The following is a 13,795-nucleotide window of genomic DNA, read 5'->3' as shown; positions in this document are numbered from 1 at the left end:
CGACCCCCATGGCGCCCGAGAGCCGTGACGAGGTTCGACAGCGGATCGACAGCCTCTACGACCAGGCCGAGAACGCCACCGGGAACTACAACGCCACACGTGCGATGAACGGGGGCTCGCGGTCCCGCGGTGTCCCGCTGTTCAAGCGGCCCCGGCGTGACGACCCGGGCCTCGACAGCATCGCCCGCGAGTGGTTCGACGGAGCGCGCTCGCGGCTGGGGCCGAGTGTCCCGGCGGCGCTGCCCTCCGACCGGCAGCCCGCCCGTCCCGGCCCGCGACGCCCCGTCAGCGCCATGGCGGCCGACCTGCTCGGCCAGTTGGAGGGCACCGGCGCGGCCCGGCCCGAGCTGACCGCGGGGCCGTCCGCGAACAGCGACATCGAGGTCGTCCGCGAACCGGCGGGGCGCCCGCTGGAACTGACGGCCGGATCCCCCGCGGCACTGCCCCCGGGACCGTCCAGCTCGCCCAAGGCGCTGCCCGCCGCCGCGCCGCACCGGGCCACGCCGGGCACGTCCAAGACCAAGTACCAGCTGAAGATCGCCAAGGCGCGCGAGCTGCTGTCCCAGCGCACCGGACAGCGCGCGATCGCCGCGCCCGAACCGGCCGCGCCCGCTCCCGTCCCGGCACCGGCACCGCAGGCGGCCCAGGCCCCCTGGCCGGCGCCCGAGGCCCAGGTCCCCGCGCGGCAGTGGCCGGCCCCCGCCGGCATGCCGGAGCGGTACGGCGACACCGGCTCCTCGCGGGCCGCGACCGTGACGGAGACGACGGGTGGCATCCCGGTGGTGTCCGCGACGGACACCGGCACCTTCCGGATCATGACCCCGGGTGCCGTCCAGTCCCGGTTCCCGGCGAACACGGACGGCTCCCGCGTCATGACCCCGGGCGCCACCGACGGCTTCCCGCCCGTGACGGGTGCTGAGACGGGTGCGATGCCGGCCGCGAGCGCGGGCGACACCGGCTCCTTCCGGGTCATGACGCCGGGCGCCACGGGCACGTTCCGGATGCCGGACGACACCGGCGGGCTTCCCTCGGTGCCCCCCGCGCACACGGACGCCTTCCAGGCCGCGTACCCCGCCGACACGGGCGCCTTTCAGGCGCCTGCGCCCGTCCCGGGCCCGATGGACAACGGTTTCTTCCCGGGCGTCGCGCAGGACGCGGCCGCCGCCTACCTCAGCACGCCGGCGGCCACCGCGGAGGGCGCCTATCCCGCCGCCGCGTACGCCGCGTCGGCCCCGGACACGGCAGCTCCCGCCATGCCGACGGCCGGCTTCGGCACCGGCGCCTTCCCCGCGGCGCCCGCCGTGGACCTGGGCGGCTACCCGGCCGGGACGCAGCCGACGGCCGCCGGCTGGGGATCAGCCGCGTCGATGCTCACGCCTCAGGCTCCGCTGCCCGCGCCGGTGATACCCGCGGCCGTGACGGACCCGCCGTGGGCGATGCTGGCGGCTCCCGCCGCGCTGGCCGAGCCCCCCTTGGCGATGGCCGCCGCCGCGCAGGTCGCCCAGGCCCCGTTCCTCACCGCGACCGTCCCGGCGGTGCCCCCGGTGGTCACCGCCCCGCTCCCCCCCGCGGCCCCGGTGGTCACCGCCCCCGTCCCGACCGCGCCCCCCGTGGTCACCGCCCCGCTCCCCACCGCTCCCCCGGCCGCCTTCGCGCCCGCGGTCTTCGCGCCCGCGGCCTTCGCCGACACCGGCTCCTTCCTCGTGCCCGGTGCCGCGGCCGAGCCCGGCAAGGCCATGAGGGCGCTGGCGTTCGCCCGGGCGCAGATCGGGCGGCCCTGCGTCTGGGGGGCGACCGGTCCGGACTCGTACGACTGCTCCAGCCTCACCCAGGCCGCCTGGCGTGCCGCCGGGGTGTCGCTGCCGCGCGCCGCGGCCGAGCAGGCCTTCGCCGGCACCCCGCTGACCCTGGCCGCCATCGAGCCCGGTGACCTGGTCTTCTTCTTCGACAACGACAGCCACGTCGGGGTCTACACGGGCGACGGCATGATGATCCACGCGCCCAGCCCGGGGGCCTCCATCCGCGAGGAGTCGATCTACAACGCCGGGGAGTCGGCGATCCACCGGGTGGTCCGCCCGGCCTGAGCCCGGCCGTCGGGGTCAGACCCTCCGCCGCCGCGCGCGCCAGCTCGCGTGGTGGTCCAGGAGGGTCTGCTCGACGGGCCGGTAGGTGAGGCCCAGTTCGCGGACGCCCCGGCTGTTGTCGACGCGGAAGCGGATGCCGAGGTGCTTGCGGATGTAGTCCTGGGTGAGCCCGAAGGACGGACCGAGGACTCGTACCGGCCAGTGCGGGAGCGCGGTGCGCGGCAGGCGCGGATCCCAGGGACGCCGGGTGCGGATGATCCTGGACATCTCGTGGAAGGACGTCATCGTCTCGTTGGCCACGATGTAACGGCCGTGCGCCGCCGGGTTCTCCGCCGCCGCGATGTGCGCGTCGGCCACGTCGCGGACGTCCGCGGTGGTGAAGCTGAAGTCCGGGGCGCCGTAGCAGAAGTAGCCCTTGAACAGCTCGTCGAGCAGGAACAGGCTGCCGGACTCGGAGGCGGGTGTGAGCGAAGGGCCCAGTATCAGGCCGGGGTTGACGCAGACCATGCGCCAGCGGTCCTGAGCGTTCCCGGCGTCCAGGACGGCGCGTTCGGCGATCGTCTTGGCGTAGTGGTAGGGGTTGCCGGCCACCGTGCTGGTGGTGTTGAAGTACTTCTCCGTCAGGATCCCGCCGGCCATCTCGCGGACGTCGCAGTAGTCGCCGAAGATGGCGCCCACGGTGGAGGTGAAGACCAGGGTCGTCACGTCCGGGGTGCGGTCCACGCTCGCCAGCACGTTGCGGGTGCCGAGCAACGCCGGGTCGACCACGTCCCGTTGGCCGTCCCGGATCCGCTCCGGCATCAGGAACGGCGAGGCGACGTGGAAGACCGTGGCACAGCCTCGGAAGGCCCCGTCGAAGGAGCCGTCCCTGAGCAGGTCGGCCTCGAACAGGGCCAGTTGGCCGGGGAATGCCTCCTGGAGCTCCCACAGGGGCCGCACCTTGTCCGCCGCGGAGGCGCTGCGGACGGTCGCGTGGACCCGGTAGCCCCGCTCCAGCAGCCCGCGCACCAGATGACTGCCGACGAATCCGCTGCCGCCGGTCACCGCGACGGTCTTCTCCCCGCGTGCGTCCACGCTCTCACCCCTCGCCCTCGGGACACCGCGCCCCGTGCGGCGCACAGGCCAGGCTGGCGCATGTCCGGGGCGGGCGCCAGGCACCGGACGGAGAGCGGTACCGTCTCCGGGGCACAAGCGGTGTCCGACACACCTCATAAGGTCGCCTTATGAGGTCATAGAGTGGACCCGTGTACTAACTTAGGACTGCCTTAGCTTAGGCTTCCCGTTCGAGATCGATTGTCTTCACTCGGTCGATTGTCATCACTCGAAGGGAACCTGATCATGCCGCGCCCCCTGCGGGTAGCCATCGTCGGAGCCGGCCCGGCCGGGATCTACGCCGCCGACGCCCTGCTCAAGTCCGAGGTGGCCGCCGAGCCCGGCGTGTCCGTCGACCTCTTCGAGCGGATGCCCGCCCCGTTCGGCCTGATCCGGTACGGCGTCGCCCCCGACCACCCGCGCATCAAGGGCATCATCACGGCCCTGCACCAGGTGCTCGACAAGCCGCAGATCCGGCTCTTCGGCAACGTGGACTACCCCACCGACATCAGCCTCGACGACCTGCGCTCCTTCTACGACGCGGTGATCTTCTCGACGGGCGCGACGGCCGACCGCGAACTGCGCATACCCGGCATCGAGCTGGACGGCTCCTACGGCGCGGCCGACTTCGTCTCCTGGTACGACGGCCACCCGGACGTCCCGCGCACCTGGCCGCTCGACGCGGAGAAGGTCGCCGTCCTCGGGGTCGGCAACGTGGCCCTGGACGTGGCCCGCATCCTCGCCAAGACCGCCGACGAGCTGCTCCCCACCGAGATCCCGCCGAACGTCCACGCGGGACTGAAGGCCAACAAGGCCCTCGAGGTGCACGTCTTCGGCCGCCGCGGCCCGGCGCAGGCGAAGTTCTCGCCGATGGAGCTGCGGGAGCTGGACCACTCCCCCAACATCGAGGTCATCGTCAACCCCGAGGACATCGACTACGACGCGGGCTCGATCGAGACCCGGCGCGGCAACAAGCAGGCCGACATGGTCGCCAAGACCCTGGAGAACTGGGCGATCCGCGATGCCGGCGACCGCCCGCACAAGCTCTACCTGCACTTCTTCGAGTCTCCGACGGAGATCCTCGGCGCGGACGGCAAGGTCACGGGGCTGCGCACCGAGCGCACCGCCCTGGACGGCACCGGCAACGTCAAGGGCACCGGCGAGTTCAAGGACTGGGAGCTCGGCGCGGTCTACCGCGCGGTCGGCTACCTCTCCGACAAGCTGCCCAAGCTGCCCTGGGACATCGACTCGGGCACCGTCCCGGACGAGGGCGGCCGGGTCATCGACGAGGCCGGCAGCCATGTGCAGTCCACCTACGTCACCGGCTGGATCCGCCGCGGCCCCGTCGGCCTGATCGGCCACACCAAGGGCGACGCCAACGAGACCGTCTCCAACCTCCTGGACGACTACGCGAACGACCGGCTGCACACGCCCGAGTCGCCCGCGCCGGAGGCCGTGGACGCCTTCTTCGCCGAGCGGAACGTCCGCTTCACCACCTGGGAGGGCTGGTACAGGCTGGACGCCGCCGAGCGTGCGCTGGGCGAGCCCCAGGGCCGCGAGCGCGTCAAGCTCGTCGAGCGCGAGGACATGCTGCGCGAGAGCGGCGCGTGACACGAGGCTGAGCTGCTCGGACAGCTCGGAGGGGGCCGCCGGATCACCGTCGGCCCCCTCCCCCGTTCAGCCGGCGAACGGAGCCCGCCCCGGTGCGGATGGACGGGCGGGCCCCGTTCGACACACCATTGTCCGGAATCCACCCGGTCGGGGACACGGGTGAACCGGCGTCGCACGACGCACCCGTCGCACACCCCGGGCGCGGGGCGCGTTCCCCGGGCGCGGGCGCCCCGCCCTGTGGGCCGCGCTGCCGAGCAGTGATACTGGAACGCACATCCCGCCCTCATCCGCAGATTGGCCCATGTCGAACTCCGCCACCGACCGTGCCGTCCTTCCGCCGACCGTCTGGGCCGCCCGCGGCCGCCACACGGGCCCGGACTCCGAGGAGGTGATCCGCCGGGTCCTGCGCCGCCGCAAGGAGACCGGCGCCCTCGACGACTTCGCCGAACCCGCCGGCCCGGCCGAGCCCGCCGAATCCGCCGTGCCGGGGGTGCCGGTCCCGCGGGTCTTCGAGGCCCGCTGGCGCGTCGACGGCGGCACGGTGACGGTGCGCGCCCGGCTGACCCTCGTGGCCCAGCAGGCCGGGCGGGAGTGGCAACTGGTCGCCGAGGCCGAGCGGCCCTGGGACGAGACGTGGCCCTCTCCGGCGACGGTGTTCTGGCCCGACGGCGACGAGGCCGGCGACGGCGGCGAGGCCGCCTGGGACTACCACCCGGCCGTAGCGGGCCTCAGGATGCGCACGGTCAATCCGCTGCCCGCCGACGACAAGGACATGCGGCGGGTGCTGCGCGAGGCCGCGAAGGGCGCCTGGTGCGTCAACCTCGTGGTGCACGAGGCGATGACGCCCGACGCGCTCGGCAGTCGGCCGCTGGTCCGGCAGCTGCCGCCCGGCCTCGCCCACCGTGTCGTGGAGCACCGGGCCACGCCCCAGCAGTTCCGTGCCGTCAACTGGGCGGTGCGCGACCTCGGCGTCGAGGTGCCGCGCGGCGGTGCCGTCCTGCTGCCCCCGGACCCGGCACCGGCCGGCTACGACGCGCGGGAGTACGCGGTGCGCAGCGTCTTCCTGGACGGCTCGGAGTCCACCGAACTGATCGCCGTCCTGCGCCGGTTCGCCGCGCTGCCCAAGCCCGCGCCGCCGGGCGCCGAGGAGGCGCTGGCCGATCTGCGCGACAACTGGACCCTGATGACGCTGGAGGAGGAACTCGCCCGCGAACGCCGGCGGGTCGCGCAGTACGCCGAGGCCCTGGAGGCCATGACCAGGTCCCGCGACCTGTACAAGGAGGCCGCGCAGCGGGCCGACGAGGCGCTCGCCGCACTCCGCGACACCCCGGCCCCCTCCGTACCGGCGTCACAACCCGCCTCCCCCTTCCAGCAGTTGACCCGGGCCTTCAAGGGCCTGCGGCCGCCGAGGGAGAATGCCGGGCCGGCAGCGGTGCCCGGGGAGGAAACCGGGAAGACGGACCAGTGACGGACCCCGGGCCGGACCGGGGCGGGACGACAGGACAGCGATGGACACCACCACGACCGTGTTCGTGATCTGCGCGATCGTCGCGGCGGCCCTGCTCGCCGGGGCGGTCACCGTGCTCGTACGACTGGTCCGCACCCGGCGCACCCTGCGCCGGGCCGGTCTGCCCACCGGACCGCGATGGGTCTTCTGGGGGGCCGTCCTGTACCTGGTGCTCCCGACCGACCTGCTCCCCGACCCGATCTACCTGGACGACATCGGCGTCCTCCTGCTGGCCCTGCGCTCGATGCGCGCGGCCCGGATACTGCCGTCGGAGGACCCCGGACTCTGAGCCGCGCGGGGCCCGGGTGCGGAGCAAACCGCCGTCCGGCGGCCTCCGGACGGAGCCGGCCGGTGCTGCCCGGGTGCGTTCGCCGGGCGTCGTGGCGCATTCTTGCTGTGTCCCCGCCAGGCGGTGCACGGACGAGGCAGGACCGGATGACTGGGAGCGGCGAGCACCTGGGCCGGGCGGGTGAACGGCTGACCGCGCTGCTGGTCGACGCCTCGACCGGCGCCCGGTGCACTTCCGGGTGCGCCACGGTGACGCCGGCGAGGGCGACTGGCTCGCGCTGTCCCTGCACCCCGGCCCCGGCGCACCGGCGCGGTCGTCCCCACCAACCGGATCGACCCGGCCGTCCGTCCGCCCAGCCCGCCCGCGGTCCGGGCCTTCGCACTCGGCGACCGGCCGCCCTACGAGGGGCTGAGCGGCACCAACCATCTGCTGATCGGCCCCGACCCGGGCCAGTTCGCCAGCTGCTGCTATCTGCGGGCCCCGGGCGGCCCCACCCGCGTCCTGGAGATCGCCGGCGGGGTGGTGCTCGGGGTGGACCTCCGCGCCCGGTACCCGGTGACCGAGCCGGCCCCGGACGCGATCCTCGCCCTGTCCACGGACGGGCTGGTGGAGCGGCCGGGCGAGGACATCGACGACGGCATCGCGGCGCTGCGGCCGGCGCTGTCCAGCGGCGGTGCCGCCGGTGCGGCGGCCGCTCGCCGGCGGGGGTGGCCGACCGGCTCACCGCCACGGCCCGGCACGCGAGCGACCGGCCCGACGACGTGGCGCCGGCCTCGCCACCCGGCGCCGGGTTTCCGGGGGACCGGCCATGACAGGGCACAACGGGGCACCACGCCGCTTGTCCCGGGAGACCCTCTCGCCTCGCCGGGCCGGGCAGTGTAGACATGGGCTCATGGTCCGTCTGCCCGGCCGGTCCGAGACCCGGCCGCCCCCTTCCGAGGCTCCGCGCGCGCCGCTCGCGGAGGGGGAAGGGACGGCGATCCGGCCGGGGCATATGCCTTCCGGGCGATGGCGGCCGGCACGCAACACACGCAGCGTGGCCGCACAGGTGTTCATGCTGCAGGTGGTGATCGTGCTGCTGCTGGTCGTCACGGCGGTGGTGGAACAGGTCCTCCAGGTGCGGCACGACAGCACCATGGAGGCCCGCAACCGGTCCGTGGCCGTCGCCCAGTCCTTCGCCAACGCGCCCGGCACCGCCGCCGCGCTGCGGCTGCCGGATCCCACCAGCGTGCTCCAGCCGAAGGCCGAGGCGGCCCGCAAGGCGACCGGCGTGGACTTCATCGTCGTCATGAACACGGAGGGGATCCGCTACACGCACCCGAAGCCGGACCGCATCGGGAAGAAGTTCGTCGGGACCATCGGGCCCGCGCTGGCGGGCGGCACCGTCACCGAGGAGGTCGCGGGTACCATCGGGGAGCTGGTGCAGGCGGTGGTCCCGGTCAAGGACGCCGACGGCAAGGTGGTCGGCCTGGTGTCGGCGGGTATCACCACCGCGCACGTGGGCGGTACCGCCGACCAGCAGCTGCCGCTGCTGCTGGCCTCGGCCGCCGCCGCGCTGGCCCTGGCGACGGCGGGCACGGCGCTGGTCAGCAGGCGCCTGAGGCGTCAGACGCACGGCCTCGGCCCGCGCGAGATGACCCGCATGTACGAGCACCACGACGCGGTGCTGCACTCCGTGCGGGAGGGGGTGCTGATCGTCGGCGGCGACGGCCGGCTGATGCTCGCCAACGACGAGGCACAGCGGCTGCTGGACCTGCCCCCGGACGCCGAGCGCCGCAAGGTCGGGGATCTCGGCCTGGACAGCGACACCGCGGAACTGATCGCCTCGGGGCGGATGGCCACCGACGAGGTGCACCTGGTCAAGGACCGGCTGCTGGCCGTCAACCAGCGCCCGATCGAGGTGCGCGGCGGTCCGCCAGGCAGCGTCATCACCCTGCGCGACTCGACCGAGCTGCGCGCCCTGTCCGGGCGCGCCGAGGTGGCCCGCGAGCGCCTGAACATGCTGTACGACGCCGGGGTGGGCATCGGTACCAGCCTGGACGTCACCCGGACGGCCGAGGAACTGGCGGAGCTGGCCGTGCCCCGGTTCGCGGACTACGCGGCCATCGATCTGTACGACGCGGTCCTCAAGGGCGAGGAGCCCAAGCCCGGGGACGCGCTGCGCCGGGTGGCCTTCGCGGGCCTGCGCGAGGACGCCCCGCTGTACCAGACCGGCGAGCGGATCCGGTTCGTGCCGTCCTCGCCGCAGGCTCGCTGTCTGGAGACCGGCGAGTCGGTCGTCGAGCCCCGGCTGCGGGACGCGCCGGGCTGGCGGGCCCAGGACGTGGAGCTCACCGGCCGGATCCTGGAGTTCGGCATCCACTCGCTGATCACGGTGCCGCTGCGGGCCGGGAACCTGGTGCTGGGGGTGGCCAACTTCTGCCGTTCGGAGAAGCTCGCGCCGTTCGACACGGAGGAGCTGGCGCTCGCGGAGGAGCTCGTGGCCCGGGCCGCCGTCTCCATCGACAACGCCCGCCGCTACACGCGCGAGCACGGCATGGCGGTGGCCCTCCAGCGCAGTCTGCTGCCGCGCAGCCTCCCCGAGCAGACCGCCCTGGACATCGCCTACCGGTACCTGCCGGCGCAGGCCGGGGTCGGCGGCGACTGGTTCGACGTGCTGCCGTTGTCCGGGGCCCGGGTGGCGCTGGTGGTCGGGGACGTCGTGGGGCACGGGCTGCACGCGGCGGCGACCATGGGACGGCTGCGTACGGCCGTGCACAACTTCGCGGCGCTGGATCTGACCCCCGACGAACTGCTGAGCCTGCTGGACGAGCTGGTGGGCCGTATCGACCAGGACGAGACCCCCACCGACAGCACGGCCCCGGTCACCGGCGCGACCTGCATCTACGCGATCTACGACCCGGTCACCCGGCGCTGCACGGTGGCCCGGGCCGGTCATCCGCCGCCGGCGCTGGCCGGGCCCGACGGCAGTGTGCGGTTCCCGGACGTGCCGGCCGGTCCGCCGCTCGGGGTGGGCGGACTGCCCTTCGAGACGGCCGAACTGGAGCTGCCCGAGGGCAGCAGCCTGGTCCTGTACACCGACGGGCTGGTCGAGGACCGGCAGCGGGACATCGACGAAGGCCTCGAGCTGCTCGCCGGTGCCCTGGAGTCGGCGGCCGGCGACACCCCCGAGGAGATCTGCGCGGCCGTCCTGGAGCGGTTGCCGGCCCGCCCCAGCGACGACGTGGCGCTGATCGTCGCCCGCACCCGGGCGCTCGGCACGGACCAGGTCGCCGAGTGGCAGGTACCGGCCGATCCGGCGGCCGTCTCCGAGGTGCGGGCCAAGGTGATCCGCCGGCTCGCGGACTGGGACCTGGACGAGCTGTCCTTCACCACCGAACTGATCCTCAGCGAGCTGGTCACCAACGCCATCCGGCACGGCCGGGCGCCCATCGGGGTACGGCTGCTCCGCGACCGGACGCTGATCTGCGAGGTGTCCGACGCCAGCACCACCTCGCCGCACCTGCGGTATGCGGCGAGCACCGACGAGGGCGGCCGGGGCCTGTTCCTGGTCGCACAGATGTCCGAACGGTGGGGCACCCGGTACACACCCGCCGGAAAGGTCATCTGGTCGGAACAGCCGCTGCCCTGACTCCTTCCCCCACGGTGTTGAGAACACGTCACCGCGTGGGTGATGATCTCCGGTATGTTCTCGCGCCGCAGCCGTCGCCCCAGGTCCGCCGAACTCGTCAAGGCCTGGGAGTGCCTGGACTCCGGGGATCTGCCCGGAGCGGTACGGCAGTTGCGGGCCGCCGGGGAGGAGGCGCCGGCCGCCGAGGTGGCCCTCGTGGTCGAGCGGGCCGCCCAAGCGGCGGGTTTCGAGGACCTCGAACAGGCCGCCGCCGCGCTCGCCGCCCGACCCGATCACGCCCAGCACCTTTTCGACTTCGGGTACGCGTGCGTCGAACGCGGCCTGTCCTTCCTGGCGATCCCGCCGCTGCGCACGGTACTGACGCACAACCCGGGTGCGCTGGTGGTGGTGCGGGAGCTGGTGTCGGCGTACGAGCGGGAGGAGCGCCACGGCGAGGCGATGGACGAACTGGCCCGGCACGAAGGCGACTTCGCCGACTGGCCGGACCGGTATCTGCTGGTGTACAACGCGCTCATGGCGGGCGACCTGGCCACGGCCCGCCGTCAGCACGCCCTGCTGTCCGAGCCGGGGGACGCACAGTGGCGGCCCACGTGGGCCCGCCAGACCCGGATGCTGGAGCGGGCCGCTGCCCTCGGCGAGCCGGCGGGGCTGCGTGACTGGCAGTACGTGATCGGGGGCCAGGTGCTGGGAACCCTCTCCCCGTTCGGCTTCGCCGCGGGCATGGCGGGCCGCTACGCGTATCTCCAGGACACCCCCGGGCAGTGCCTGGGCGCTCTGCGGCGGCTGGCGCTCCTGCTGTCCGCCACGCGGACGAGCCCGCGCACGGTGTCACTGCTGCCCGACCGCGGCTCGCGGATCCTCGGCCTGGCCGCCGCCGAGGTGCTGGACCTGCCGGCCGTGCCGTTCGGGTCGGACCGCGCGGACACCGTCGTCGTGGCGTACGACCTCAACGAGCTGGCCGGGCACCCGTCGGGGCCGGAGATCATCGGCGCGCTCTTCGAGCGGGCCCCGGGACAGGTCCTGCACGAGCATGCCGGCTGCTGGACCGACACCCCGGCCGTCACCGCCGACAGCGTCGGCCTGCTGCACCAGTCGGTGGTGGCGCCGTGGGGCGAGCGGCTGCGGGTCGACGAGGACGGCAGGACGGGACGGGAGGCGGCCGACGAGCGGCCCGCGGAGGACCTGGCCGCCGAGATCGTGCGGGCCGACGCCACGTTCGACGAGGGCGACGGCGAAGGACCTGCCGACCCGGACGAGGCGTTCACCGCGTTCGCGGAGTCGGTCCGGGACGGCTGGCTCACCGGCGACCGGGCCCGCGTCAACTCGTCCGGACCGGTGCGCAGTTCGCGCTTCACGTGATCCTCAGCCGAGCGCCCGGTCCAGGTTGAAGGCCGCGCTGATCAGCGAGAGATGCGTGAACGCCTGCGGAAAGTTGCCCTGTTGCTCGCCGGTGCGGCCGATCTCCTCGGCGTACAGGCCCAGATGGTTGGCGTAGGTGAGCATCTTCTCGAAGGCGAGCCGGGCCTCGTCCACGCGTCCGGCGTGCACCAGGGCCTCGACGTACCAGAACGAGCAGATGGAGAAGGTGCCCTCGTCGCCGCGCAGACCGTCGGGGCTGGCCTGCGGGTCGTAGCGGTAGACCAGCGAGTCGGAGACCAGGTCCTCGCCGAGGGCGTCCAGGGTGGAGAGCCATTTGGGGTCGGTCGGGGCGATGAACTTGGCCAGGGGCATCATCAGGAGTGAGGCGTCCAGCACGTCCCCGCCCTCGTACTGGACGAAGGCACGGCGCCGCTCGGACCAGCCGCGGTCCATGATCCGCCGGTAGATGGCGTCCCTGGCGCCCAGCCAGTGGGTCAGGTCGGCGGGCAGGCCGCGCCGGCGGGCCAGCCGGATCGCCCGCTCGATGGCGACCCAGCACATCAGACGTGAGTAGAGGAAGTTCTTGCGGCCGCCCCGGGTCTCCCAGACGCCCTCGTCGGGCTGGTCCCAGTGGTCGCAGACCCAGGCGACGAGCCGGGTGACGTCGTCCCACTGGGCGCTGGAGATGGGCTGGGCCCACTTGTCGTAGAGGTAGATCGAGTCGATGAGCGCGCCGTAGATGTCCAGCTGGAGCTGGCCGGCCGCGGCGTTGCCGACCCGCACCGGTGCGGAGCCGCAGTGGCCCTCCAGATGCGGGAGGACCCGTTCGGGCAGGTCGCTGCGGCCGTCGATGCCGTACATGATCTGCAGTGGCCCCGAGGCGGCGCCGTCACCGGGGCTGACGCAGGTGGTCAGGAACTTCATGAAGGCCTCGGCCTCGCCGGTGAAGCCGAGCCGCAGCAGGGCGTAGACGGCGAAGGCGGCGTCCCGGATCCAGACGTAGCGGTAGTCCCAGTTGCGTTCGCCGCCGAACTGCTCGGGGAGGCTGGTGGTGGGCGCTGCCACGATGGCGCCGGTGGGCGCGTACGTGAGCAGCTTCAGGGTGAGTGCGGAGCGGTGCACCATCTCGCGCCAGCGGCCGCGGTAGCGGGACCGGGACAGCCAGCGCCGCCAGTAGCAGACGGTGGCCTCGAATTGCTGTTCGGCCTCGATATGGGCACAGCCCCGTGGCGCGATGCGCTCTCCGGCCTGGTCGAGCGCGAAGACCGCGGACTCGCCCTCGGCGAGTTTGAAGTCGGCGTGGGCGTCCGGGCCGTCGCTCTCCATGGCCACGGTGGAGGTGAGCGCGAGCGACATCACCTCGGACTCGAACAGGGCGGTGCCGTCGAGCATTCGCAGGGTGTGCGGGTCCGCGCCGTAGTTGAAGCGGGGGGCCACCCGGACCCGGAAGGGGACGGTGCCGCGCACGCAGATCACCCGGCGGATGAGCCGGTGCCGCTCGCAGTCCCCGGACGTGCCGATGACGGGCATGAAGTCCTGGACCTCGCCGACGCCGTCGTCGGTGAAGAAGCGGGTGATCAGCACGTTGGTGTCGGGGAAGTAGAACTGCTTGGTCCGGGCAGACACGGCCGGGGCCAGCGAGAAGTGGCCGCCGCGCTCGGCGTCCAGCAGGGCCGCGAAGACGCTGGGGGCGTCGAAGGACGGACAGCAGTACCAGTCGATGGTGCCGTCGCTGCCGACCAGGGCCACCGTCCGCAGATCACCGATCAGCCCGTGCTCGGCGATCGGAAGGTAGCGGGGGCTGCCGGGCGCAGTCTCGGAGAACCGCTGTTCGGTCATCGCGTCGGCCTCCCCTGAACGGATGTATGGGCACAATACATCGTAAAGGTGATAATTACCTTCGCGCATCGAGCACCGGGCGCGCGCTGGGCTCCGACCCGCTCCGGATGCGCGGTACGGCCGGGCGGGCAATGGTGAGAGGGTGCACCCGCTCCGCGAAGGAGGCACCATGTCGACCTCAGAACCCGAAGCGTCCCGGTCGCCCGACGACCGCGCCACCCCGGACTCCCTGCTGCACAGCGCCCCCGGCACCGGGGTGGCGCCCGAAGACCTGGTGATGGCGTCGGGCCGGGACGTCACCCCGGCCACGCTCGAATGGGCCAGGAAGAAGATGGAGCGCGAGGGCCCGAACTGCGTCGAGAGGTTGCTGCCCTGACGCTGGA

The 13,795-nt window shown here is 73.4% G+C and carries 9 protein-coding genes and 1 pseudogene; 8 read left to right on the top strand and 2 right to left on the bottom strand.

Annotation, left to right across the window (positions count from 1 at the left end; translation table 11 throughout):
• Positions 1-8: 8 nt before the first annotated feature.
• Positions 9-2,084: a C40 family peptidase gene (locus ACZ4O3_RS22785; RefSeq protein ID WP_467723910.1), complete on the top strand. Its 2,076-nt coding sequence runs from the start codon at positions 9-11 to the stop codon at positions 2,082-2,084.
• Between the two features lie 15 nt (positions 2,085-2,099).
• Here the strand turns inward: ACZ4O3_RS22785 and ACZ4O3_RS22780 are convergent, their stop codons facing one another.
• The gene (locus ACZ4O3_RS22780; RefSeq protein ID WP_467723908.1) at positions 2,100-3,158 is read right to left on the bottom strand and encodes an NAD-dependent epimerase/dehydratase family protein; all 1,059 of its coding nucleotides are present in this window, start codon (positions 3,156-3,158) and stop codon (positions 2,100-2,102) included.
• A 264-nt stretch (positions 3,159-3,422) separates the two neighbouring features.
• On the opposite strand from ACZ4O3_RS22780, the gene ACZ4O3_RS22775 reads away from it, so the two are divergent.
• From ACZ4O3_RS22775 to ACZ4O3_RS22750, 6 genes and pseudogenes are all read left to right on the top strand, one after another.
• Positions 3,423-4,787, top strand: a complete 1,365-nt coding sequence (locus ACZ4O3_RS22775; protein WP_467723906.1) for an FAD-dependent oxidoreductase — start codon at positions 3,423-3,425, stop codon at positions 4,785-4,787.
• 301 nt (positions 4,788-5,088) lie between these two features.
• Positions 5,089-6,255 (top strand): hypothetical protein, encoded by a 1,167-nt coding sequence (locus ACZ4O3_RS22770; RefSeq protein WP_467723904.1) that lies wholly within the window; start codon positions 5,089-5,091, stop codon positions 6,253-6,255.
• 40 nt (positions 6,256-6,295) lie between these two features.
• Positions 6,296-6,583 (top strand): DUF1232 domain-containing protein, encoded by a 288-nt coding sequence (locus ACZ4O3_RS22765; RefSeq protein WP_362732874.1) that lies wholly within the window; start codon positions 6,296-6,298, stop codon positions 6,581-6,583.
• A gap of 363 nt (positions 6,584-6,946) precedes the next feature.
• Positions 6,947-7,395, top strand: a pseudogene (locus ACZ4O3_RS22760) (SpoIIE family protein phosphatase); the annotation flags it as partial.
• Positions 7,396-7,577: 182 nt separating this feature from the next.
• The gene (locus tag ACZ4O3_RS22755; RefSeq protein ID WP_467723902.1) at positions 7,578-10,214 is read left to right on the top strand and encodes a SpoIIE family protein phosphatase; all 2,637 of its coding nucleotides are present in this window, start codon (positions 7,578-7,580) and stop codon (positions 10,212-10,214) included.
• Positions 10,215-10,268: 54 nt separating this feature from the next.
• A complete protein-coding gene (locus tag ACZ4O3_RS22750) occupies positions 10,269-11,573 on the top strand; it encodes a hypothetical protein (protein WP_467723900.1) in 1,305 nt (434 codons plus the stop codon).
• Positions 11,574-11,576: 3 nt separating this feature from the next.
• Here the strand turns inward: ACZ4O3_RS22750 and ACZ4O3_RS22745 are convergent, their stop codons facing one another.
• Positions 11,577-13,412 carry a glycoside hydrolase family 15 protein gene (locus tag ACZ4O3_RS22745; protein ID WP_362717269.1) on the bottom strand — a complete coding sequence of 612 codons (1,836 nt, stop codon included), beginning with the start codon at positions 13,410-13,412 and terminating at the stop codon, positions 11,577-11,579.
• 169 nt (positions 13,413-13,581) lie between these two features.
• On the opposite strand from ACZ4O3_RS22745, the gene ACZ4O3_RS22740 reads away from it, so the two are divergent.
• Positions 13,582-13,788: a hypothetical protein gene (locus ACZ4O3_RS22740; protein WP_362717266.1), complete on the top strand. Its 207-nt coding sequence runs from the start codon at positions 13,582-13,584 to the stop codon at positions 13,786-13,788.
• Positions 13,789-13,795: the final 7 nt, after the last annotated feature.

The sequence above is a fragment of the Streptomyces sp. NPDC026515 genome, from assembly GCF_055567595.1.
This window is presented reverse-complemented; position numbering and strand designations above follow the sequence as displayed.

What these genes read in the sequence shown, in the direction of transcription:
- ACZ4O3_RS22785 (WP_467723910.1), top strand. Translation starts at nt 9, where the DNA reads ATGGCGCCCGAGAGCCGTGACGAGGTTCGACAGCGGATCGACAGCCTC.
- ACZ4O3_RS22775 (WP_467723906.1), top strand. Translation starts at nt 3,423, where the DNA reads ATGCCGCGCCCCCTGCGGGTAGCCATCGTCGGAGCCGGCCCGGCCGGG.
- ACZ4O3_RS22770 (WP_467723904.1), top strand. Translation starts at nt 5,089, where the DNA reads ATGTCGAACTCCGCCACCGACCGTGCCGTCCTTCCGCCGACCGTCTGG.
- ACZ4O3_RS22765 (WP_362732874.1), top strand. Translation starts at nt 6,296, where the DNA reads ATGGACACCACCACGACCGTGTTCGTGATCTGCGCGATCGTCGCGGCG.
- ACZ4O3_RS22755 (WP_467723902.1), top strand. Translation starts at nt 7,578, where the DNA reads ATGCCTTCCGGGCGATGGCGGCCGGCACGCAACACACGCAGCGTGGCC.
- ACZ4O3_RS22750 (WP_467723900.1), top strand. Translation starts at nt 10,269, where the DNA reads ATGTTCTCGCGCCGCAGCCGTCGCCCCAGGTCCGCCGAACTCGTCAAG.
- ACZ4O3_RS22745 (WP_362717269.1), bottom strand. Translation starts at nt 13,412, where the DNA reads ATGACCGAACAGCGGTTCTCCGAGACTGCGCCCGGCAGCCCCCGCTAC.
- ACZ4O3_RS22740 (WP_362717266.1), top strand. Translation starts at nt 13,582, where the DNA reads ATGTCGACCTCAGAACCCGAAGCGTCCCGGTCGCCCGACGACCGCGCC.